Source organism: Nitrosospira sp. Nsp1, from assembly GCF_900100985.1.
Lineage (GTDB): Bacteria > Pseudomonadota > Gammaproteobacteria > Burkholderiales > Nitrosomonadaceae > Nitrosospira.
Genome location: NZ_FMUF01000009.1, coordinates 1 through 22,064, shown reverse-complemented (window position 1 = coordinate 22,064; position 22,064 = coordinate 1). Strand labels below are relative to the sequence as shown.

Genomic DNA, 22,064 nt, shown 5'->3' with positions numbered 1-22,064 from the left:
TTAGTCCCCTTCTATTCCAGGCTGGTCGCCGACGACAAACGTCACTTCGATCTCCGCATAGAGGGCGAGCTGTGCCTTGATTTCATGAAGCTGCTGGATTAACGCGTCGATGTCCGAAGCCGATGTCATCTTCACGGGCACAGAAATCGACCTGGAGAGCTTGGCAGAACCTTTCTCGCCGGTCTTGGCACAAACTTCTTCCATGCGTTGGCGCAGGCGCTCCTGGCCTTGACGCTGAATGGAGCGCTTGAGTTCTTCGAGGGTGCTGTTGATGTCGTAGTCGCGGGCCAGGAGCTTTTTGAGTCCAGCCAGATCCTGGGTGGCCGCCAGAGTGAGCCCGTCCAGACGGTTCACAGCGTTGCCGCGCTCTTCCTGGGTGAGTTCTTCCCATTCGGGGATGCGCTGCAAGTCTTCGACGCCCTCTCTCAAGCGCAGCTTTTGCTGCTCAGGCAGAGTGGTGGTCGCATTACGCACGCGGCCCTTCAAGTGAGTGAGTTGCGAATTGAAGTCAGCGGTGTGTTTGTAGAAGTCCTCTTTGCACAAACGCTCCGATAGGATTCCCAAGTCTTCGGCGAGCTCACGTCGCAGCTCTCCCGGCACGCCCGTGTCGGGCAAGGCCTCGATGTCGCGGCGATGGGCTTGAAGGTCTCGCAGAGTGGTATCCAGGCCGTTGTCGAGCACGCGTTTCACTGCCAGCGCCCACTTAAGGTTGTCGTAAATGGCGGAGGTTTCGGCGCCCAGGCGCTGGGGTGCGTCCGACGCATCGGTAAACAGGACGTCAGCAATGTCCTGGTTCAAGGTGCGGATGCGGTCGCTACCCGCCAGCCCGAGGCCGCTGAGTTTCTCGGCCAGGGAGCCGTAATCATACTGGAAGCGCGGGAAGTACTTGGTAGCCGCCTTGCTGATCTCCTGCTCCAGCGGAATGACCATATCGCCGACCAGTTCAGTGAGCCGCTCCGCAGCTCGACCGAGGGTTTCGATAGACGGGCGCTCGTCGCGCAGGGCAACGCCGATCTGCTTGAAGGAGTTGTTAGTCTTCAGGGCATCGATTGCCTGCTGGCCTGCGGCAGTGACTTCTCGCCCCGAAACCTTGAGCTTGATTTCACCGGCCATCAGCATGGCGGCTACGATGTAGCGCGCCGTATCTGGCGACCAGCCGAATGGGTCGCCGCTGAAATCGTCGAGCAAGCGCTTGCCATCGACCATGCCGCGCTTGTCGATGTAGTCGCGGATGCTGATCATCGCCTTGTGATCAGTCTTGAAAGAGGCACGACCCGCAACCGTCTGCACCAGGCCGAGCGGGTCAAGGCTGCTGCTGATAGCAGCGGGGTTGGCGACCTTCATGAATTTCTCGGCGGTGTCGGTGCCGGCGCGCACTGGTGCTTCGACATAACGGTTGAACACCTGATCAGCCACATCGGAGAGCAGCTTCCTGGCCGCTTCCAGCAGGTCAGCATTCAGTGCCGATACCGCCGTTGCTTGGCCACGGAAAACGAACGAGCCGGCCTGCAGAGTTTGCTTGATCTTGCTCTGGAGTCGGGTCGCGAGCTTGGCGGCGCGGTCGAGCTGACCAGTGCAGTAGTCCTTGACCTCTTGGTCGGGCTCGTTGCGATGGAGTTCGGCGATGCGCTGGCAACGATAGATTTCGTTGGCCAGATCGTCCAGCTCGGGGTTGGATCGGGCCAGCAACCCGATGATGTTACGCCCTGCGCGGCTGCGGGAGTCGTCCAGCATGCGGTTCTTGGCGATGTCGTAGTCGCTGGTAGGCACCAGCTCCACGACGGTTTGGATCGTGCTCTGATCACCGGCCAGGCTGGTGATGGCGCTGCCGGCCTGGACCTTCAAGCCTGTCGCAACGGCCATCGTGCCGTGGAGGCTGACGCGCGGCAGCGGGTCGAAAGATTCGCGCAGCGCATCGTTGAAGATACGCTTCACATCCACGGTGCGCAGTGCAATGGCACCGCGTTCTTGTTCGATGTCACGCAGCTTCTCGCTGAGGAAGACGAGGCTGCCATCCTTTTCCCCCAACGGCACGTGCACGTCACCCAGCATCTCGTCGACAGCTTTGCGCACCGTGTCGAGCTGCGAAGGCGCAGTGATGGAGGGGTGCATCAGGCTGGCTACGTTCTGTGCCGACACTGGCAAATTGCTGAGGATCTGCAATACGGCGACGGACTTAGCGATATCCTGATGGAGCTGCGAGTCCGGGAAGCGAATCTGGACCTTGCCAACCGCTTGGTGAATGGAGGTAAAGGCACGACGAATGTCCTTCTCCAACTCGTCGTACAGCGTAACGGTGGTGGCGAGCCAACCCACGGACTGATCGGCCATCGCCTTGGAACCGCCTTCGCCCTTCAGGACGTCTTGGATCACCTTGATCGCAGAGCGCAAGCCGATGCCACCGGTGGACTTGGCCAAGGCACCCAGCAGGTGCAGCAGGATGTCAAAGTGAGCCGGCAGGAACGGATAGAGATTAGTGAAACTCTCCTTGCCGAAGTCCGCGTCATAATACTTGGCGTCCTGCAGTTTGGTGTTGTGCCGCAACGCTTGGCCGTGGGCATCGAACAGCTTACCGAGTTCAGTCTCGCCGGCCGGCGACTTGCCGAGCAGGCGGCGGTAGCAGATCTCTTTGATGTCGCTCGATTCGAGGTCGATCTGGATCGGGAAGCGATCCTTGAGCTTGTAGAGTTTGTCGGAGTTCAGCGCGGCGCGCGGGTCATCTTCGGTGAGTGTCTGCTGCGCGGTAGAGATGATCCAGGCTTTGCCGTCGCCCAGCCGCTTGAGGTTCTTGGCCAGGCCATCGAGGTTGAGGATCAGGTTGTCACGCGAGGCAACATACTGACCCACTTCGTCGACGATGAAGATGATGTTCTGCTTACCGCTTTTCTCACGGACGATATCGATCATCTCCTGCACGCGCTGGTCTTCGAACTGGAAGAAGCCCTCGGTGCTGGACGAGAAGGATTTGGCTTCCGGAAAGAGTGCCGGGTACATCTCGTGGGCGATCTTCGGGATCAGCCCGTCGATGGCCAATGGATTGTTTTGAACGCGAACCCAGGTCGCGCCAGGCAGCGCCTGAGCGATGCACTCATGCAGCTCGGGGGTGCGGCCGTCCTTTTCGACCATGCGCTCGAAGGCGGCAACTTTGAGGTTTCGCGAGTAGCCCGCCCACTGAAGTACCTTGAAGTAGAGGACGGTGGAAACGTCTTCCATCGTGGCGCCGGCAAGCATTTCACTGGCGAGGTCCAGCATGACCACGGCAGCTGGGAATCGCTGTGCTACGGTGCTCAGCAGGGCCTTGGTCTGTGGCTTCTGCAGGCGGTCCTGCAGATACTTGATGAACGGCGTGCCGTCGATGGTGCGCTGATCATCAAACGCCAGGCCGAGATACTTGGTGAACGAGCTCTTACCTGATCCGTAGAAGCCAGAGACCCAGACACCGACCTCATTCTCCCCGCCGGTCTCCATCGCCAGTTGCATCCGATCGAGGAGCTTGCGGAACTGCTCTTCAATGCTCTCGGTGACCACGTACTCCGATATCTCAGCCTTAAGGCGACCTTCTTGCGAGGCGCCATAGGTAATGACCTTCTCGATGATCCGGTAGATGTTCTTGCTTGGGTCGAAGAGTGATCGGATAGTCATAGGTTTGCCCCAGGGTTCATATGTCTGTTTCAGCCGCCGACGTGGACGGAGCGGTAGTTGCCATCTTCCGGGTAGAAGCCGAGAAACTTCAGGCGCGCCTTGCCGGTCCGGACGCCGGGGTACAGAAAAATCGTCGGCACGTGAAACTTGCCTTGGAGCTGGCTTTCGATGGCTCCAATGCGCAGAAACGGATGCAACGCTTCTAGGTCAGTCACTAAGAGCAGCGCGTTCTGCTGGCCTTCGAGCGGCTGTAGGGCATCCTCTAGACGTTTCAGTAGACCGTTATTCGCTGTTAGCATGTCCGCCAAGGCCTTGTTGGTGCGCGGCCAATCCAGCGGCGCTAACTTGTCTTCCATCACGCAGAGCGACCAGAATGGGTCATCTTTGAGCAAAGACCATATCTGTTCTGCAATAGAGAAGGTGTGCACGTCCCAGCCCTCTTGGTGGAGCTTGGCCACCCAGGCAGGCGTCTGCCGCTTCACCTCGAGGATCTGTTCAGGGGGAAAGACGAGGTAGTAAATCGGCTCGAAGCTCCCATGACCGAGCTCCCGCCCATGCCGGATGCGCTCGCACAACTCGTCGAAATCAGCTTTCAGTGAGGACATCGCAGAGCGCCTCCATGTCTTGTTGTTTCCAGCTGATTCGAGTCACATCGCCAGCCGCCTGGACGATGAGAAGCCCCTTCAGCGAAAGCCGCTTGATCTCTTCCAGCACGTCTTCGCGCGCCAAGCCGAATAGTTGCCAGTCTTCGTGTATAAGAAGCGCGTTGTCGCCAACGCCGGCAAAGTGTTGCTCGTAAGCGAGGTAAGCTGCCGGTGATGAGGAAATACGGAACGGAATAATTTTGCGGCTGGTTTTCTGGCCTCGTTCAAGCAACCCATAGTCGGCACAGCAGCCGGTCAGGTATCCGGAGACGTTTCGTACCATGCTATCGGACCAACGCCTTACAGTTTTCCCGTCATCGATTGCACGCTCGACAAAGGTACAGGCATCCTCATTCGTTATTTGCGTGTATCCGCCGACATAACGCGGCCAATAAACGTGGCGAATAAATTCACCGAGGATTGGATTGGCGCGACTCGTGAACACGAGCATGAGTTGCGTCAGATCTGAGGTTGAAAATGTTGCAGAAAGTCGTTTGAGATGTGCAGCAGGTGCTCCACCCGCAATTAGATAACGTGGGGCGAAGCATTCAACGATAATGTTGCGTAGGCGGCGTGCGGTAATAGTGGGGAACCGGCCCGACTCAAGTGCGAACTGATACAACTCGCCTGCTGACACGCCAGGCGACCATAAATCCAGCAATGTCTTGGTTTCGTTGATAAGCCCAAGACCTGCTCCCAATCGGGACGTGTAAAGCTTATTCTCTGCCACCGCTAGGCCACGAGATACGGATAGGTTTTCGTACCTCCTGAGAAAGCTGCTAAGTAGGCGCTTGCGATTGTCTTTACGCTATCAATAGAACCGATATCTTTTATGTTTCCAATAGCAAAGGGACCCATCCTAACAGGCGTTTCCATTTCAGCTAAACGCCTCAACGAGTCCAATGCTATCTCGTTATTTTTTAAAACCTGGATAATAAAATTTTCACCGACGCTGCTCTGCACCATCACGTGAAGGTCCTGCTCAACTTCTTCCGGCAAGCGGAACAAGTGGTAGCTACCTACGTTCAAATGCTCATCGTGCAGTCGTCGAGCTGCCTCGATAATGCCGTGATACTGGGCGAGCCGGGAGGTTTTCGAGAAGACAGGCTCAAGGAAAAACCGGCTCGACGACTCATAAAACGCCGTTGGCCACCATGCGAACTGAGCACGCTCCCCAAGAAACCCGACTAGCAACCTTATATGCAGCAAAGTTGTTAGATATAACGATTCCTTCATCTTGTCTCGTCACTAATAATAATTATTTTCGCACCTTCAAACATTTCACCAGCGCTACCTCGACGGTACGTCTGCATCTAGCGGTCGCTGTGCTCGTACACCCAAAACCTTCTTCTTTAGCAAAGTAAAATTTAATTTGGGGTTCACAAGAAACAGCCTAATCAATTAATACTATTGGCAAGAAATAGTTACTGAGATTGTTTGCAACTAGAATCTAAAGCTCAGCAGTTGCCGAAGATTGTATACAAAAGAACTATTTCTCGCATGTATCTTCGCATCGCGGCCGAGCTGGGTCCATCGATCAGTGAAATGTCTCACTCCTCCAATACCGGGGATCGGTTTCTGTACGTCGAAAAAAGGTTTAGGCGGGACTTACTGCCCACAGACACGACTGAGTAAGGGCTACATGCTCAGGAACTACCACCGCAAAATATGTCTTAGTTTCTATGCGTTACCTGACAAGAACGTTTGACCTATAGTGTAATCACGTCATAAAACAGAGCCTTAAAAGATCAGAGCGCGCCCGGACTGGTTCGCCCAGCTTCTATTTTTCATTTTTATGAATCAGCAAACAATTGGACTGAAGTACACCCATGGCCGAGTATGGGTATGCCCAATGCGCCGCCCAAGCGTTTCGTCTGTTTAATTTATGTCTTAAAGTCGGTCATGTTTCGGAGATAACAGCCGGACACAAAAACTTCGCGGTTTGGTACTCTCCCCATTTTTAACTGCACTCAGAAGTAGTGTTCAGGCGACCATCGCCAACTTCTGATAAGGCGTCCCTCCGCCGATGGCAGTATTCGGCCTTTCCGCATTGTAACGCCACAGCCATTGCGTAGCGGTTTCCTGCGCATGGGCTATGGATTCGAAGATCGTGAGATCCAGCCATTCGTACCGGACAGTGCGATTGAATCGTTCCACATAAGCGTTTGGTGCAGGCTTGCCGGGCTGTATAAACCGCATGACCTGTAATTGACTCAGCATTTATAGGCGGGTTCGCATTACTAGTGGGTTTAATAAGGTGCTACTAAAGCATGCATTCCGATAATCCGCGTGTAGGGTGTCTCATCACGTAGACCAATATTCCCAAGAAATTGCCGAAACCACTTCTCAGCTTCACCACTGGTTCCCACGCATAAGTTTCCATGCGGGAAACAAGAGTTTAGAATTCTGCTTCTTTACCTGCTCCACATTAGTTCAAAAATCCAAGCTGCTGCAATGTCGAGTGAATCGGAACCTTACGCCTCGAAACCTTGTTTTTGGTGCGCTTACTTATGCGTTCACTCTTGCCCCTGTAAAAAGACCAATGTGAGGAAGCCAAAAGTAATGTGCTTGTTTGGAATTAACGGCAAAATCCGTCATTTCTGAACCTTTAAAAAGGCGTTCTAATTCTTTTTGGGTAAATGCTCGCTGCTTGTTCTCACCTCTTCCCGTTTACCTTTATATTCGATAGCCTCAGTAGTTAAAGTGACAGGAAAACGTTGATCTTGCCAATCTCTTATTGCTGCTCTCAGGAATGCTCTGACACGTGCTTTATAGGTGTCTTCAATGGTTTTGGACCCAGCGTTATTGGATATTCCAGTTCCGCAAGCTTTTTAATGGTCAGTTTCCGCTTCCGGCACTCATCGAACCAGCGGGGAGGCAACCTTTCAAGCAAGACAAAGAAACCGTTAATTGCTATTTGTTAGTTCACTGAATATTGCTTTGCTGCAGCCGCAAGCCTTAGCGCCTTTGGAACCGCAGTGCTTGTCAGTCGTATGAAGGGCTTTGATAAATTCCCGCTTACCGATAACTCCATGAAGGGCAGCAGGAATAGCAATACGAAACGAAAAAGTGTCTCCGCGTCTTGCAGATATGGGGTATGGTTGGACATTGATCCGTAGGCGTGCTTTGTAGTACTTTTATGTAGCAAAGCATAAAAAACCTACGGTCAATCAGTTACTTACCTTAAATTCAATAACTTAGAACTATTGGCGGAGAGGGTGGGATTCGAACCCACGTGCCAGGTTACCCTGACCATCTGATTTCGAGTCAGCGCCGTTATGGCCACTTCGGTACCTCTCCGTTGTGGTATACCATTTTATCAGTTTATCTCACGTTTATCTCGCGCTCGTTCAGAACAACATGGCAGAATGTTCATGAATTCTGCTTGTCTCTCTCCCATGCACGTTCTCCCCCGTTTGCTTTTTATCGTTTTCGGTTGCGGCCTCGTCCTTGCTGCCTGTGATTCATTTGAAAAATCGGTATCGCCATTCGACAAAACCGATGAGCTAGTCGTTATTACGGTAAACAGTCCCGATACCTATTATGAGACTGCCGAAGGGGGACATGCCGGATTGGAGTTCGACCTCGCTTCGGAGTTCGCGCGCGAACTGGGTATAAAGGTCAGGTTTAAAATCGTGCCGAAACCGGATGACGCCTTGTTGAGCCTGGAGAAACATCAAGGACATTTTGCGGCTGGCTTGACCATTACCCCCAAGCATGCATTGCGTGCCCGCTTCGGGCCGGTCTATCAACTCGTTCAGCCCCAGGTTGCCTACAATACAGACTACCCGAAGCCCAAAAATTTGAACGACCTCGTGGGGAGAACCGTCGAAATTGCCGGTGGCGCCACTTATACCGAACCACTGAATAAGGCAAAGCAGCACGTTCTGGAACTAAAATGGGCTGAAGTGGATATTACGCCCGAAGACCTGCTGGCAAAACTGGCAGAGGGAAAAGTGGATTACGTGATAGCAGACTCCACCCAAATCAATTTGGCAAAGAATTTCTTCCCTAATTTGGGCGTAGCGTTTGATTTAGGTGAACCAGCCGGCAAGGCATGGGCCTTCTCACCCTATGCAGAACGCGAATTGTTGGAAAGGACTCGGAAGTTCTTTAACCGCATCGAACAGGACGGCACTTTAGTGCGCTTGCTCGACCGGTATTATGGTCACACTCAGCGGCTTCTCCAAACGGATGTGATTGGTATTCTGAAGAAAAGGCGCACGATACTGCCTGATTTGCGCGACTACTTTCATGAGGCCGAGGAGTTGACGGGCATTGACTGGCGGCTGATTGCAGCGTTGGCCTACCAGGAATCACACTGGGATCGACTTGCGGTTTCGCCCGCCAACGTGCGCGGCATCATGATGCTGACGGAAATTACCGCCGACCGGATGAAGGTGACCGATCGACTGGACCCCAAGCAGAGCATACTTGCGGGTGCACGTTACCTGATGTTGTTAAAAGATGGGCTACCCACACGTATCAAGGAACCGGACCGTACCTGGATCGCGCTGGCAGCATACAACCAGGGCTCCGGCCACATCGAGGATGCGCGCATTCTGGCCCAGCGTCTTGGCCTCAACCCGGATTCGTGGGTGGACCTGAAACAAACATTACCGCTACTAAGCCAGAGCAAATATTTTCGCAATCTGAAGCATGGCTATGGGCGAGGCGGCGAAGCGGTCATACTGGCGGAATCGGTGCGTACCTACTACAAGATTTTGCTGAAATATGAACGGCCTTATTCGTGGGGTTTCCCGATCAAGCGGTGAGGTTGGTTCGCTACCGCTAACGTAGCGAGCTTCCGGTAAACGCTGCCTGCGGTATTTACGGGGGTGGAGAAAATGATGTGGTGCTATCCACCTCATCCATTTTGCGCAAATAATAATTGTTGAGTCATTACAGCAGTCAGGCTATATTGAGCTTATCAATTTCCCACGAACTTTTAATCCATTGTTAACTTAGGAGGATGCCATGACCTTACGCTTAGGCGATACTGCACCTGATTTCGAGCAAGATTCCACTATCGGAAAGATCAGGTTTCATGAATGGATAGGCGATTCCTGGGCGGTACTGTTTTCGCATCCCGCCGATTACACGCCTGTGTGCACAACCGAACTGGGGTTGACTGCAAAGCTCAAGTCGGATTTCGACAAACGCAACGTCAAGGCAATCGGATTATCGGTCGATTCATCGGAGAAACACGCTGGGTGGATCAAGGATATCGAGGAAACGCAAAACTGCCGCGTCGATTTTCCGATCATCGCGGACCTGGATAAAAAGGTTGCGACGCTGTACGACATGATTCACCCAAATCAGTCGGATACCGTGACGGTTCGGTCGCTGTTCATCATCGATCCGAAAAAGAAGGTTCGGCTCATCATCAGTTATCCGTTGAGCACGGGCCGCAATTTTGACGAGGTTCTGCGAGTGATCGACGCACTGCAAATGACCGACAAGTATACGGTGGCGACACCGGGTAACTGGAAAAACGGCGATGACGTGATTATTCCCCTGACGATAAAGGATGAAGAAGTCATCAAGCAGAAATTCCCGAAAGGTTACAAGGCACCCCGCCCATATCTGCGCATCACGCCGCAACCAGATAAATAACCTGTTGGCATTGTTTCTGAAACATCGATTCACTAAAAGCGCCCTGATTTTTTGGGCGTTTTTTTATGTTTTGGAGTCTCGTTGCAGCAGAAGTCACACATAGCATGCGGCGCAATGCGCTTCGCTTATTGTCGCCCTACTTCTTATACCTTGCGGGATCGAGGTAATAAGAAATCCATAACCTCAATCCATGCAACATGGCTTGATTACGTTGTCGACCTCATGCGAATAAGGTAGGGCGACAATAAGCGAAGCGCATTGCGCCGTATGAAGTGAAGCGGTATGTCAATCTTCATATTCAAGCTTATTTTCATCGCCTCCTGCCCAATCTGCCGGATAAATACCCTTTTCAACTAGCCGATGAAAGGTGGAATACGGCCATTCGTTCACCCGTTTAACCAAACCGTGCTTGAGCGGATTGATGTGAACGTAATCCATGTGCGCATGGAAGTCTTTCTCATCGCGAATCAAATGCTCCCAGTAACGGCGTTGCCATATGCCGCGTTCACCACACGCTATTCGAACCTTGGAGCGCCGCTCGGTAATTGGTAATGCCTTGGAAAATGTAAGTTTGATCAACCGCCACCGCGTCGCAAAATCGGTATCGCCGGGTGGGAGTTCGATGATGCAATGGAGATGCTCTGGCAGCACCACCCAACCATGGATAATGAAAGGATGACGTTGCCGTACCAGCCCCACTACCTTGCGCAGCAAATCTATATGCCGGATTAACAGGTCGTTACCCTGTCGTTGCAGCAGGTTAACGGTAAAGAAATAGGTACCACCCGAATGCCAGGCGCGTCGATAGTCAGGCATGCAATAATGAGAAAATTTTCATACGGCGTTATGCGCTTCGCCAATTAGCGCCCTACTTCTTTTTATTTGCTGTGGCCTCGCCAGCGTGCAGATCGCTCTCTGGCTCGAACCAGGCAAGTTTCTGGTGCAGCTTCACGACTTCACCCACGATGATGAGTGTCGGCGGGATGAGATTGGCGGAAGTGGTGAGATCGGGAAGTGTTTCCAGCGAACCGGTCAGTACGCGCTGTTTGTGAGTGGTTCCCTGTTGCACGATTGCGGCCGGGGTTGTAGCCGGCAGACCATGCGCGATCAGTTGGCGGCACAATACGGGCAATCCAAGCAGCCCCATGTAGACGACAATAGTCTGATGTGGCCGCGCCAGCATCGGCCAATCCAGATCCACGCTGCCGTCCTTGAGATGGCCGGTCACAAAAACGCACGACTGAGCATAGTCGCGATGCGTGAGCGGGATACCGGCATAAGATGCAGCCCCGGTTGCCGCCGTGATGCCCGGTACGACCTGAAAAGGAACGCCCTGGCTGGACAGGGTTTCGATTTCCTCGCCGCCACGGCCAAAGATAAACGGATCGCCGCCTTTCAGCCGCAGCACGCGTTTACCTTCTTTCGCCAGCCGTACCAGTAACTCATTAATGGATTCCTGCGGCATGACGTGCTTGCTGCGTTCCTTGCCCGCATAAATACGCAGCGCATCGCGGCGCACCATATCGAGTACTTCGGGCGAAACCAGGCGGTCATACACCACCACGTCCGCTTGCTGCATCAGGCGCATCGCTCGAAAAGTCAGCAATTCCGGATCTCCCGGCCCGGCGCCTACGAGATAAACTTCTCCCTGCATCTCTTCCCCGGCCTCTCTCTTTTCTGCGCTGTCAGCCTCGTTTTCCAGCAGGCGCTCCAGGTAAGCCTTGGCCGCCTGATCCCGGCCGGCAAAAATCATCTCGGCAAACGGCCCCTGCAGTGCACCTTCCCAGAATCTGCGCCTTTTCTCGGGGCGCGCGAAACTTGCCTTCACCCGCTCGCGAAAATCTGCTGCATAAGCCGCAAGACGTCCATATGCCGCGGGTATCATGGTTTCCAGACGGGCTCGCAGCAATCGTGCCAGCACTGGCGATGCACCCCCGCTCGAAACCGCGACTATGATAGGCGCCCGGTCTATGATCGATGGCATGATGAAAGAGCATAAAGCGGGGGAATCGACTACGTTGACAGGGATATGCAGCCGCCCGGCGGCCTCTGATACGCTCCGGTTGACTATGGGGTCGTCGGTAGCGGCAATGACCAGGGCGGCATCACGCAGATGGTCTGCATGGAACGTCTCGGCGCGATAGGTGATCCTGCCCTGCTCAAGTTGCTCGCGCAGCGCCCCATCGAGTTGTATCTGCAGATCCGCACCGAGCTGTGGAGAAACCAGCGTGATATGTGCACCCGCGCGCAACAGCAACGTAATCTTGCGTGCGGCCACTTCGCCGCCGCCGATCACCACGCAGTTACGGTTTCTGATATTGAAAAAAATCGGTAGAAAATCCATTTGTTCCATTCGAGTTCGACGATTGTATCTTCGTACTTTACCTGAAAATACGTATTAGATGAGCTAGCCCGATAAGTTCTAGCGATGACAGAAGCGCTTTATCGTTTCTGGGCGTTTTGAGCGATAGAACCATTTGTAAGCATATGGAATCGGCGCGCCCATGGTTCAGGAAGACCTCGCTTTCGCGAAAAGGATGTTGCCGCTGTTTGATTGCTGATTTACAGCTATCAGTCTTGTGCGCACGCCTCCGGCTGAAATACAAGCTCCGCATTCTTTTTGATTCTTTTCCGAGGTTCATTTTTCATACCCCTCCTTATTTGCTATGATGCGTCTCTTGCTTCGCGCGAACCGGTTTCATGCTCAACATTGATTTACATTGTCATTCCACGGCTTCCGACGGCTTGCTGACGCCCACGCAACTGGTGGAGCACGCAGCCACGCAGGGAGTGGCAGTGCTGGCGTTGACCGATCACGACGATGTGGCTGGGCTGGATGAAGCCCGTCGGGCTGCGGTCGAGAAAAATATCATCTTTATCAATGGGGTGGAAATCTCCGTTAACTGGCGCGGCCAGACCCTGCACATTGTCGGGCTTGGCATAGACCCGGAACACCCGCAACTCGCGCAGGGCCTGACTTCGATACGCGAGGGCCGGACGGTGCGAGCCGGCAAAATCGCGGCGCAGCTCGACAAATTCGGCATTCACGGCAGTCTTGAAGGCGCTTGCGAACATGCCGGCAATGGGCACCTGATAGGTCGGCTGCACTTCGCACGCTTTCTGGTCCAGCAGGGTTACGCCAAGGACGTCAGATCGGTCTTCAAAAAATATCTTGTCAAGGGTAAACCCGGGTATGCACCGCACCAGTGGGCACCCTTGAGCGACGCCATCGATTGGATACGCAACAGCGGTGGCAGAGCTGTGATTGCCCATCCTGGCCGTTACAAACTGGGCAAGGGTGCATTGGACGAGCTGCTGCTTGAATTTCGTACCCTTGGCGGAGAAGCGATCGAGGTTATCACCGCCAGCCACACGCCGGAACAGTCCATGCTGTTTGCGCGCCATAGCCAGCGGCTGGGTTTATTGGCTTCGCGCGGCTCGGATTTTCACGGACCGGGCGAGAGCTATTTCGATCTGGGCCGGATGCCGCCACTGCCTGATTACTGCAAGCCGGTATGGCATGACTGGAAAGTAGCGGCATAATGGGCGAGTTGTATGTTCGCCACGCTCAAAGCAGATGCATATTCGGAAGATGCAATGACATCTCAGCGACTTTTGTTTGCGTCCTGGCGGTCGACAATTAGTAATTGGACCTGCCTGAAGCATACGATTTTTTACGGATGCCCTAAAATTATAATTAAAAACTGTTTCTCACGTGGCCCAATTCTTTTCCATTCACCCGGCTAACCCTCAGGTACGCCTGATACGGCAGGCAGCAGCTATCGTACGCGCAGGGGGTGTCATCGCCTACCCTACCGATTCGTGTTATGCACTGGGGGGCCAACTGGGCGACAAGAACGTCATGACGCGCATTCGCGCCATTCGGCAAGTGGGTGAAGACCATCACTTTACCCTGATGTGCCGCGATCTGGCCGAAATTTCCCGTTACGCAAAATTCGATAATCGCGAACACAGGCTGCTCAAGGCCAGCACGCCCGGCAGTTATACTTTTATCTTCCAGGCAACGCGAGAGGTGCCGCGCCGCTTGCTGCATCCGAAACGCAACACCATCGGTGTGCGGATTCCCGATCATCCCGTGGTTCAGGCGTTGCTGGCGGAGTTGGATGAGCCGTTGTTGAGTTCCACCTTGATATTGCCCGGGGATGAGCTCCCCTTAAATGATGCGGAGGAAATCCGGGCGCGGCTGGAGCACCATGTCGAGCTGGTGCTGGACGGCGGCGCATGCGGCCTGGAGATGAGTACCGTGGTTGATTTGACCGGGGATACGCCGGAAATCATCCGGCAAGGCAAGGGCAGCCTTGAACCTTTCGGAAAGATGCATGGATAGCATCATCCAGAGTATTGCCATTTATGCACTGCCGGTAATTTTTGCCATTACGCTGCATGAAGCCGCGCATGGGTATGTGGCCAAACACTTTGGCGATCTCACCGCCTATTCACAAGGACGCGTCAGCCTTAATCCGCTGCGGCATATCGATCCCATCGGTACAATTCTGCTTCCCCTGGTAACGCTGTGGCTGGGCGGCATCCTGTTCGGCTGGGCCAAGCCGGTACCGGTCAACTTCGCGGCATTGCGCCGTCCCAAGCAGGATATGCTCTGGGTGGCATTGGCTGGGCCGGGTGCAAATCTTTTCATGGCGTTGGTATGGGGGTTCATGATCAAGGTTGGCCTCGACCTGCCTGAGAGCGATCTCTCGACGCCCCTGATTTTGATGGGTGAAGCAGGTATCAAAATCAATGTAGTATTGATGGTGCTGAATCTGCTGCCTCTACCGCCGCTGGATGGCGGCCGCGTGGCGGTAAGCCTGCTGCCGCCCCATTTGGCGCAGCATTTTGCGAAAATTGAGCCTTACGGTTTTATGATACTCGTGCTGCTTTTGATGACAGGCATATTAGGTGCGGTGATCGGACCTTTTATCTCTATTACGATACAGTTGGTGGCATGGGTATTTGGATTCGAAGTGTAGTGAACGGTTGACCAGGAATTCTGGCCAAGGATAATTGAGGGTAAGTAAAGTATGTTCGCTGATCGGGTTTTGTCGGGAATGCGTCCCACCGGTGCCCTGCATTTGGGGCATTATCACGGCGTGCTGAAGAATTGGGTAGAGCTGCAGCACCAGTTTGAATGTCTGTTCTTCGTTGCCGACTGGCACGCTCTGACGACTCACTACGATACACCGGAAGTCATCGAGCAACATGTCTGGGATATGGTGATAGATTGGCTTGCCGCGGGCGTGGACCCGGCACAGGCAACATTATTCATCCAGTCGCGGGTGCCGGCGCACGCTGAACTGCATTTGCTGCTCTCGATGATTACACCGCTGGGTTGGCTGGAACGCGTGCCCTCTTATAAGGATCAGCAGGAAAAATTGTCCGAGAGGGAGCTGAGTACTTACGGCTTTCTGGGTTATCCCCTGCTGCAAAGCGCGGACATTCTCATTTATCGCGCCACGCGCGTGCCGGTGGGCGAGGATCAGGCGCCACATATCGAGTTTACCCGCGAAATTGCCCGTCGCTTCAACCACATATATGGCAAGGAAGCGGGATTCCGCGAGAAAGCGGAGGCAGCGATAAAAAAGCTGGGTTCAAAAAAATCCAGGGTCTATCGCGAGTTACGGAATCGCTACCAGGAGCACGGCGATCAACAGGCGCTGGCTGCGGCGAAGTCATTGCTGGACGAGCAGCAGAACGTGAGCCTGGGTGACCAGGAGCGGTTATTCGGGTATCTCGAAGGTGGCGGAAAAATGATTCTTTCCGAGCCGGAAGTGATGCTCACTCTTGCTTCGAAAATGCCGGGGTTGGATGGGCAGAAGATGTCCAAATCTTACAATAACACCATCAGCTTGCGGGAGGATCCCGACAGTGTGATGAAGAAAATTCGCACCATGCCGACGGATCCGGCGCGTGTCCGGCGCAGTGATCCTGGCGACCCCGCAAAATGCCCGCTGTGGCAATTCCACCTGGTCTATTCGAGCGAGGAAACCAAAAAATGGGCGCAGGAGGGTTGCGTAAGCGCCGGTATCGGCTGCCTGGACTGCAAGCAACCTGTCATTGACGCGATATTGTCTGAACAAAAGCCCATGCATGAACGCGCCCGCATGTACGAGGAAGATCCCAGCCTGGTGCGGAATATCATCGCCGATGGGTGTGAGAAAGCCGATAGACTGGCTCAGGAAACCATGCGGGACGTCAGGGAGGCAATGGGGCTGGATTACGCTTGAGTGCTTCGCGGCGGCCTTTCATGGATTTGTATGGCGTAGTGCCTGTGGCCCGATGGAATAGCAAGCACATGCAGAGCGCCTGCGGATATTCAAGGTGAACGATTCCTCTTGCCCTCCCGTCACTAATTCGGTGGCGAAGATCCACGGTGAACCGCTGGCCGAACTGCCTTCGGATTTGTATATCCCGCCGGATGCGCTGGAAATATTTCTCGACACATTTCAGGGACCGCTCGATCTGCTGCTTTATCTTATCCGCAAACATAACCTGGATGTGCTGGATATTCCCATGGCGGAGCTTACGCGGCAATATATGGGCTATATCGAAATGATGCGGGCTAATAAACTGGAGCTGGCGGCGGAATATCTCCTGATGGCCGCGGTTCTGATTGAGATCAAATCCCGTATGCTGCTGCCGCTGCCTGTTTTGTTGGCTGAGGAGGAAAGTGACCCGCGTGCCGAACTAGTGCGGCGTCTTCTGGAGTACGAACAAATGAAAGTCGCGGCGCAGAGGCTCAGTGAGTTGCCGCAAGCTGGACGTGATTTCACGGTTGCTGGAATCCAGATTGATCAAGCGGTGATTGAGTACTTGCCGGAAGTCAGCGTGGATAATCTCCGCGACGCCTGGCTTATGCTGATGGCGCGCTCCAATGTGAATCGGCGGCACCATATCACTCGGGAAGAGCTTTCGGTTCGAGCCCATATGAGCCGGATTCTGCATCAATTACAAGGACAGAACTTTGTCGAGTTCAACGAGTTGTTCAATTCTGCTGCCGGGGTGCCGGAATTGGTGGTAACTTTTCTAGCGCTGCTGGAACTTGTCAGGGAAAACCAGGTGGAGGTAAGTCAGCCTCGCGCTTTCGGGATTATTTATGTCAGGCCAATCAGTGCCCTCATCGCCAATTAGTATTGCAGAAGCGTCCAATCCTCGGGGAATTAAACAAATTCTGGAGGCGGCGTTACTTACCAGCCAGGACCCGTTACCGTTAGCGGAACTGAAGAAACTATTCAATGGGGAACTGAGTGCGGAGGTTCTGCGTCGGTTGCTCGAAGAGTTGCGCCAGGACTGGGATGGGAAGGGAGTGGAACTGGTGAGTATTGCCGGTGGCTGGCGCTTCCGTGCCCGACCGGAGATGCAGGAATTTCTTGACCGGCTTAATCCCCAGAAACCGCCGCGATACTCTCGTGCGGTGCTGGAAACGCTTTCCATCATTGCATATCGCCAACCGGTAACACGTGGCGACATCGAGGAAATACGAGGTGTTGCTGTCTCGGGGCCTGTGCTCAAGGCGCTGGAGTCGCGTGGCTGGATAACAACTGTCGGACATCGCGACGTCCCCGGCCGACCGGCCTTGTACGCAACGACGGCGGGTTTTCTCAACGATTTGAATCTCTGTTCCATCGAGGAGTTGCCACCCCTGGAAGAATTGGGATCGCTGATCGAGCCCGAAGGCGCCACGGAAATGACGTCGGGTCAAGTCCCGACCACCCTCCCGAATCCTACCGAGTCAGGGACGCCTCTTTTGCAAACCTCTCCTGTATCACAAGCGTCACAATCCCCTCAGACGGCCCCGGCATCCAAGGCGGTTGAGCAAAAATAACTTTTGCAACGGACGCTTGTGAGCGCCAACTCACCGAACAGTGGAACCGCCGGTAGTGATCAATGCACATGATCCCCTGGCGGGGGCAATATTTCCTTTTCCCGATTAAGCTGAGCGACCTGCTGCATCAGCATATCGGTGTTTGACCAGCCCGGGCCATCCGCATCCGGAATCCAGCGCGCACGCAGATAACCGAAGCGGTCCACCAGGAACTCCATGTGCGGCGGCAACGTGCCCTCCCCCAGCAGATCGGCCTTGTTCAGCGTACGCCGAAACAGCTTATAGCTCTGCACGATCTCGTGCGCGCCGTCGACCACCAGCGGTAAGGGTACATTGGCCTGGATCTGCTCCAGCTCGTGCGCATCCGGGTCATCCTCCGGCACCGCCAGCAGCACCGTATTGGCCGCAGCCAGCCTGGCATCGAGATCGCGCAGCTGCGCCAGCCGCTCGCGCGACTGCGGCCACGAGAACAGCACCAGCAGCACATTCTTCTTGCCGCGGAAATCCTTCAGGGTGCCGCTTGCGCCATCCTGTGCGGTATAGGAGAAATTGGGCGGGCCCATGCCAGGCTGCGGCTGTTCCGGCTTGACCTGCGGGCTCATCAGGCGCGCCTGGTAGCCGCGCGACATGGCGTGCAGGAAATTGACCACGTCCCAGCGGTCCTCTTCCGAGAGCCTGTCGGCGAATTCGGGCATGCCGGTGCCGGGAATGCCGAAGGAGAGCCAGTGGAAGAAGTCGCCGGCGGTATGCTTGGCGGTGTGCGGCTCGGTGAGCATGTCCACCGGCGGCTTGGCGAAGCTCTTGGCCATCACGCCGTTGCCCTTGCCCTGGGCGCCGTGGCAGGGCACGCAGTTCTCGGCAAAGTGGGCCGAGCCGTTGGCGATGGAAATGGTATCGAACGGCACCGGCGTCTTGCGGTAGGTTTCCGGGTAGGCGTCCACCGCCAGGGGCGGCAGGCCCACGCCCAGGGCCACGGCGGCCAGCAGGAGCGGAATGCCCAGGCGGCGCTTCATGTCCCACTTGTGGGTACGCCCGAATGCGATCGCCGCGCCGGCGGCGGCCAGCAGCGCCAGGCCGCTCCAGACGCGCAGCATCACGCTCGGGTCGCCCCAGGTGGCAGCCAGGGAGAAACGGAAGGAGTAGGGCCAGTTCTGGATGATGGCGTGCTTGGCCGGGACGGTATTGGCGACGATGGTGGCCAACAGTACGATGCCCAGCGCGATGACGAATTCGAAGCTGACCCACTTGCGCAGCCTGTGCCCGCCGGCCGCGGCCAGGCCATCGGCGTGCTGGGCCAGCAGCGGCAGCCAGCTGCGCGCGCGCGCGGCGATGACGAGCACCACCAGGAGCAGGGCGATCTTGCCGTTGAGCAGCCAGCCGTATTCGGTGGCGACCAGGGCGCTGTAGCTGCTGTCGACCATGCGGTAGGTAATGAAGATGCCGGTGGCGATCACGGTCAGCATGACCGGCAGGGCCATGGTGGAGAAGCGCTTCAAGGCGAGCGCGTCGGCCGTGGCCGACGTTTCGCGCGCGTGGAACACGGCGTGGATGCGCTGGATGGCGGCTGTCTGGATGCCGGTGCGCGTGCCGCCGGGGTGCAGGTCGCCTGCCTGCGGCACCTCGGTGCAGGCAAAACAGACCACCAGGAAAGCCGGCAAGGCGCCGAACCAGACGCTGGCCATGATGATGTGCAAGGCGTAGGGCAATACGGACAGGAAGGACAGGTCTTCGGCGGCGGCGTGGCTGGCGAGCGCGCCCACAGTCAGGGTGGCGGAGGCGACGGTGGCGCACAGGATGTATTGCCATCTTGCCGGGGGGGAGACGCGGATATAGAGGGCGATGGCGCAGACGAGCGCGGCGCAGGCGGCGCGTCCTGCCCAGACGTGTCCCATGTGGGTATTCTGCACGAGCGCGAGCCAGGCCTGCGGATGCCAGGCGTTGGCGTCGATGCCGGTGGCCTGGGCCGTGGTGGTGGCGAGGATGCCCATCAAGCCTGCCAGGAGGATCAGCGCAAGCCAGGGCAGCGCCCGCTCCAGGCGGCCCACCCAGGGGGAGTGGATGGAGCCGGCAATGGCCAGGAAGACGCAGCTTCCGACCAGGATCATGTTGGACGCAAGCTGTAACCAGCGCAGCAGCGTCGCGATGACCTCGATCATTTGGCGGGTGTTTTGCTCTTTACGGTGAAGTCGTAGGACGAGTCAACCACGTGGCCGTCCACCGACAGCACCCGGAACTTTACCGTGTATTTGCCGGGCGCCAGTTGCGACAGGGGCAATACGATGGCTCTGCGGTCGTCCTCGGCGATGTGCGGCCGGATGTCGGTAACCGGGGCCTTGGCTGCGTCCAGCACGGTCAGCGAGGCATAGTCCTTTTCGATTTCTTCGTTGAACCAGAGCCGTACTTGCGTGGGGGTCTGGGTGAGCTGCGCCCGGCGCGGCGGTTCGGCCTTGACCAGCATGGCGTGCGCCAGGACGGGGGTGCTGTGCAGCCCTGCCCCCAGTGCCATGAGCAGGATACTGCCCATCATGACCTGTTTGAGGGAGGGAATCATGATCGATTGCATTCTTGGCTCCTCTTCGTGAGCTGCCACCGCCACGGGAGCGGGTGGGCAGATTGATCTTTTCTGTCTTTTTTGGCTTTTTATCCGGACCATATTATTGTTATCTGAACCTGTTACTTGGACTGTATGGCGCCGGTTTGGTTCGGGCGCTGCCCCGGCGGCAATCGCCGCCGGTTATTCCATTCTCAGGCGCCCGCGGGGGTGGATTTACGCCCGCGCAGGAAGAAGACGCCGGCACCGACCACAATGACGGCGATGGCGCCGATGAGATAGGGCGAGGTGCCTTTGGGTTCGCCCACGGAGAAGGGGAAGCGCGAGATATACTCCTCCTTGCCGGCGACGGTGACCAGGCCTACGAATTTGCCGGGCTGGTGAAAGTCGTATTCGAAGTTGATGGAGCCGTTGGGGTAGACCTTGGCCGGGATATGCAGCAGGGTGATGGCGTCCAGGTTGCCCTCCGCGCCTTCGGCCGCACCGGTATCGCGGATGATGCGCACTTCGGTGGGCAGGGGCCGCAACGCTTCTTCAATGTAGTCGAGGGCGACGACGGTGCGGCCGACGGCCGGGATGTCTTCGCAGAATTCTTTCTCCTGGGTGCTTTCCGGCTGGTAGCCGGTAAAGTGCATGGTATAGGGGCCGATGGTGAGTTTGCAGATGTCGTCGGCCAGGGAGAGTCCGCCGTGGGCGTGCACCTGGGTGGACAGCGGCAGGGCCAGGCCCAGCATCAGGCCCAGGAGGGCAGGTTTGAGAGAGGGTAAGGACATTATCAAGGTCACCTATAAGAAATGATGAATCGTCGATCCTACGGCCCGATACTCAGGTTGCCGCCGGGGCTGTCCGGGTTGTCCGGGTTGTCTTTGTTTCGTTTCGTTTTGTCGTTTTCGTGGTCTACGGGCGGCGCGAGGCACGCCAGCGCTGCATGCGCTTGGATTTCATGAGCTTGTATCCCAGCAGGATCAAAAGCAGCAGGGCGATCAGCGGCCCGACCGCGGTGCGGAATATGTTCGCGTAGTTGATCATCTGTACCCGCAAGGGGTACTGGTAGCGCAGGGGCGGCAGGCCTTCGGCGGTGATGATGATGGTATAGAGGCCCTGGTCCAGGCTGGTCTCGCCCTTGATCACGCCGTCGGGGTGGTAGCTTGGCCGCAGGTAGCTTACGGTCTCGTCGTCGGTTTCGCTGGTGCCTCTGACGACGCGCATGCCGATGGGCATTTCGCGCAGGGCCGGGTCGATCAGGTCGACCACCAGGTAGGTGTCTCCGCTCTTGGGGATTTCGGTGCAGTATTGGGCGCTGGGCTCAAATTGCGGCTGGTAGGCGCTCAGGTGCACCATGTTCTCGCCAATGCGGCGCACGCAGCTGTCTTCTTCCAGCGAGACTTTTCCGTGCGCGCCTGCCGCGCCGGCATAGAGCGCCGCGGTCAGGATGAGCATTGCCTGTATTACTTGCCTAATCACGAACGGGTTCTCTCCGCGTTGTTCGTTGTTACGAGGTTACAGGATTCACTGTTTCAGCGAATCGCCACTTGGGCGGGCTTGCCGTTCATCCGCGGGCGGGAGGCCTGCGGGCTGTCGTCATGCCGATGCTGCTTTTCTAATTCTACTATTTTTATCCTGCATAAAAAACACCGATCCACCTTTCCGTCTGGCGACGGCGGCGGACCGGTGTCATGCCTTGCGGGACGGGGCTAGGCCTTGCGTCCCATGCGGCTTAGAGCTTGGTGAAGACCGGTATGACGGCGCCCGCTATGCTGTTGATGTTGCG

19 protein-coding genes, 1 tRNA gene and 1 pseudogene are annotated in these 22,064 nt (G+C 55.9%); 8 read left to right on the top strand and 13 right to left on the bottom strand.

The window, feature by feature from the left end; translation table 11 throughout:
- From brxC to BLP78_RS07370, 7 genes and pseudogenes are all read right to left on the bottom strand, one after another.
- Positions 1 to 3,642 carry a BREX system P-loop protein BrxC gene (gene brxC / locus BLP78_RS07395; RefSeq protein WP_090458040.1) on the bottom strand — a complete coding sequence of 1,214 codons (3,642 nt, stop codon included), beginning with the start codon at positions 3,640 to 3,642 and terminating at the stop codon, positions 1 to 3.
- A gap of 29 nt (positions 3,643 to 3,671) precedes the next feature.
- Entirely contained in the window at positions 3,672 to 4,247 is a 576-nt protein-coding gene (locus BLP78_RS07390; RefSeq protein ID WP_090458038.1) for a BREX protein BrxB domain-containing protein, read from the bottom strand.
- Entirely contained in the window at positions 4,228 to 5,016 is a 789-nt protein-coding gene (locus BLP78_RS07385; protein ID WP_090458036.1) for a BrxA family protein, read from the bottom strand. The genes BLP78_RS07390 and BLP78_RS07385 overlap by 20 nt, the downstream gene beginning before the upstream one ends.
- 2 nt (positions 5,017 to 5,018) lie before the next feature.
- On the bottom strand, positions 5,019 to 5,522 hold the full coding sequence (locus BLP78_RS07380) for a BrxE family protein (RefSeq protein ID WP_090458035.1): 504 nt from the start codon (positions 5,520 to 5,522) through the stop codon (positions 5,019 to 5,021).
- Between the two features lie 747 nt (positions 5,523 to 6,269).
- A pseudogene (locus BLP78_RS07375) lies at positions 6,270 to 6,479 on the bottom strand (transposase); the annotation flags it as partial.
- A 713-nt stretch (positions 6,480 to 7,192) separates the two neighbouring features.
- A complete protein-coding gene (locus tag BLP78_RS16240) occupies positions 7,193 to 7,378 on the bottom strand; it encodes a DUF6538 domain-containing protein (protein ID WP_371128867.1) in 186 nt (61 codons plus the stop codon).
- Between the two features lie 115 nt (positions 7,379 to 7,493).
- Positions 7,494 to 7,586 (bottom strand) — tRNA-Ser (locus BLP78_RS07370).
- Positions 7,587 to 7,660: 74 nt separating this feature from the next.
- On the opposite strand from BLP78_RS07370, the gene mltF reads away from it, so the two are divergent.
- Entirely contained in the window at positions 7,661 to 9,061 is a 1,401-nt protein-coding gene (gene mltF / locus BLP78_RS07365) for a membrane-bound lytic murein transglycosylase MltF (RefSeq protein WP_256330157.1), read from the top strand.
- 202 nt (positions 9,062 to 9,263) lie between these two features.
- Complete coding sequence (locus BLP78_RS07360) at positions 9,264 to 9,902, top strand: peroxiredoxin (RefSeq protein ID WP_090458031.1); 639 nt, start codon at positions 9,264 to 9,266, stop codon at positions 9,900 to 9,902.
- 285 nt (positions 9,903 to 10,187) lie between these two features.
- Here the strand turns inward: BLP78_RS07360 and BLP78_RS07355 are convergent, their stop codons facing one another.
- The gene (locus BLP78_RS07355; protein WP_090458029.1) at positions 10,188 to 10,718 is read right to left on the bottom strand and encodes an REP-associated tyrosine transposase; all 531 of its coding nucleotides are present in this window, start codon (positions 10,716 to 10,718) and stop codon (positions 10,188 to 10,190) included.
- Between the two features lie 52 nt (positions 10,719 to 10,770).
- Positions 10,771 to 12,246: a siroheme synthase CysG gene (gene cysG / locus BLP78_RS07350; protein ID WP_090458027.1), complete on the bottom strand. Its 1,476-nt coding sequence runs from the start codon at positions 12,244 to 12,246 to the stop codon at positions 10,771 to 10,773.
- Positions 12,247 to 12,602: 356 nt separating this feature from the next.
- Between cysG and BLP78_RS07345 the strand changes: the two genes are divergently transcribed.
- The 6 genes from BLP78_RS07345 to scpB all read left to right on the top strand — a co-directional run bounded on the left by BLP78_RS07345 (position 12,603) and on the right by scpB (position 17,742).
- Entirely contained in the window at positions 12,603 to 13,445 is an 843-nt protein-coding gene (locus BLP78_RS07345; RefSeq protein WP_090458025.1) for a 3',5'-nucleoside bisphosphate phosphatase, read from the top strand.
- A 172-nt stretch (positions 13,446 to 13,617) separates the two neighbouring features.
- On the top strand, positions 13,618 to 14,250 hold the full coding sequence (locus BLP78_RS07340; protein ID WP_090458024.1) for an L-threonylcarbamoyladenylate synthase: 633 nt from the start codon (positions 13,618 to 13,620) through the stop codon (positions 14,248 to 14,250).
- Positions 14,243 to 14,890: a site-2 protease family protein gene (locus BLP78_RS07335; RefSeq protein ID WP_090458022.1), complete on the top strand. Its 648-nt coding sequence runs from the start codon at positions 14,243 to 14,245 to the stop codon at positions 14,888 to 14,890. The genes BLP78_RS07340 and BLP78_RS07335 overlap by 8 nt, the downstream gene beginning before the upstream one ends.
- A 51-nt stretch (positions 14,891 to 14,941) precedes the next feature.
- Positions 14,942 to 16,144 (top strand): tryptophan--tRNA ligase, encoded by a 1,203-nt coding sequence (locus BLP78_RS07330; protein ID WP_090458020.1) that lies wholly within the window; start codon positions 14,942 to 14,944, stop codon positions 16,142 to 16,144.
- Between the two features lie 94 nt (positions 16,145 to 16,238).
- A complete protein-coding gene (locus BLP78_RS07325) occupies positions 16,239 to 17,048 on the top strand; it encodes a segregation and condensation protein A (protein WP_090458018.1) in 810 nt (269 codons plus the stop codon).
- On the top strand, positions 17,014 to 17,742 hold the full coding sequence (gene scpB, locus BLP78_RS07320; protein WP_090458016.1) for an SMC-Scp complex subunit ScpB: 729 nt from the start codon (positions 17,014 to 17,016) through the stop codon (positions 17,740 to 17,742). The genes BLP78_RS07325 and scpB overlap by 35 nt, the downstream gene beginning before the upstream one ends.
- 59 nt (positions 17,743 to 17,801) lie before the next feature.
- On the opposite strand, the gene BLP78_RS07315 is transcribed toward scpB, so the two are convergent.
- From BLP78_RS07315 to BLP78_RS07300, 4 genes are all read right to left on the bottom strand, one after another.
- Positions 17,802 to 19,898 (bottom strand): CopD family protein, encoded by a 2,097-nt coding sequence (locus BLP78_RS07315; RefSeq protein WP_090458015.1) that lies wholly within the window; start codon positions 19,896 to 19,898, stop codon positions 17,802 to 17,804.
- A complete protein-coding gene (locus tag BLP78_RS07310) occupies positions 19,895 to 20,305 on the bottom strand; it encodes a copper resistance CopC family protein (RefSeq protein WP_256330156.1) in 411 nt (136 codons plus the stop codon). Before BLP78_RS07310 ends, BLP78_RS07315 begins: the two co-directional genes overlap by 4 nt.
- A 182-nt stretch (positions 20,306 to 20,487) precedes the next feature.
- The gene (locus BLP78_RS07305; protein WP_256330155.1) at positions 20,488 to 21,066 is read right to left on the bottom strand and encodes a hypothetical protein; all 579 of its coding nucleotides are present in this window, start codon (positions 21,064 to 21,066) and stop codon (positions 20,488 to 20,490) included.
- Between the two features lie 124 nt (positions 21,067 to 21,190).
- Entirely contained in the window at positions 21,191 to 21,733 is a 543-nt protein-coding gene (locus BLP78_RS07300) for a hypothetical protein (RefSeq protein WP_231623408.1), read from the bottom strand.
- Positions 21,734 to 22,064 lie beyond the last annotated feature (331 nt).

Excerpts from the sequence above, each read along its gene's own strand:
- brxC (WP_090458040.1), bottom strand. The coding sequence starts at position 3,642 with ATGACTATCCGATCACTCTTCGACCCAAGCAAGAACATCTACCGGATC.
- BLP78_RS07390 (WP_090458038.1), bottom strand. The coding sequence starts at position 4,247 with ATGTCCTCACTGAAAGCTGATTTCGACGAGTTGTGCGAGCGCATCCGG.
- BLP78_RS07380 (WP_090458035.1), bottom strand. The coding sequence starts at position 5,522 with ATGAAGGAATCGTTATATCTAACAACTTTGCTGCATATAAGGTTGCTA.
- mltF (WP_256330157.1), top strand. The coding sequence starts at position 7,661 with ATGAATTCTGCTTGTCTCTCTCCCATGCACGTTCTCCCCCGTTTGCTT.
- BLP78_RS07360 (WP_090458031.1), top strand. The coding sequence starts at position 9,264 with ATGACCTTACGCTTAGGCGATACTGCACCTGATTTCGAGCAAGATTCC.
- BLP78_RS07355 (WP_090458029.1), bottom strand. The coding sequence starts at position 10,718 with ATGCCTGACTATCGACGCGCCTGGCATTCGGGTGGTACCTATTTCTTT.
- cysG (WP_090458027.1), bottom strand. The coding sequence starts at position 12,246 with ATGGATTTTCTACCGATTTTTTTCAATATCAGAAACCGTAACTGCGTG.
- BLP78_RS07345 (WP_090458025.1), top strand. The coding sequence starts at position 12,603 with ATGCTCAACATTGATTTACATTGTCATTCCACGGCTTCCGACGGCTTG.
- BLP78_RS07335 (WP_090458022.1), top strand. The coding sequence starts at position 14,243 with ATGGATAGCATCATCCAGAGTATTGCCATTTATGCACTGCCGGTAATT.
- BLP78_RS07330 (WP_090458020.1), top strand. The coding sequence starts at position 14,942 with ATGTTCGCTGATCGGGTTTTGTCGGGAATGCGTCCCACCGGTGCCCTG.
- scpB (WP_090458016.1), top strand. The coding sequence starts at position 17,014 with ATGTCAGGCCAATCAGTGCCCTCATCGCCAATTAGTATTGCAGAAGCG.
- BLP78_RS07315 (WP_090458015.1), bottom strand. The coding sequence starts at position 19,898 with ATGATCGAGGTCATCGCGACGCTGCTGCGCTGGTTACAGCTTGCGTCC.
- BLP78_RS07310 (WP_256330156.1), bottom strand. The coding sequence starts at position 20,305 with ATGCAATCGATCATGATTCCCTCCCTCAAACAGGTCATGATGGGCAGT.
- BLP78_RS07305 (WP_256330155.1), bottom strand. The coding sequence starts at position 21,066 with ATGTCCTTACCCTCTCTCAAACCTGCCCTCCTGGGCCTGATGCTGGGC.
- BLP78_RS07300 (WP_231623408.1), bottom strand. The coding sequence starts at position 21,733 with ATGCTCATCCTGACCGCGGCGCTCTATGCCGGCGCGGCAGGCGCGCAC.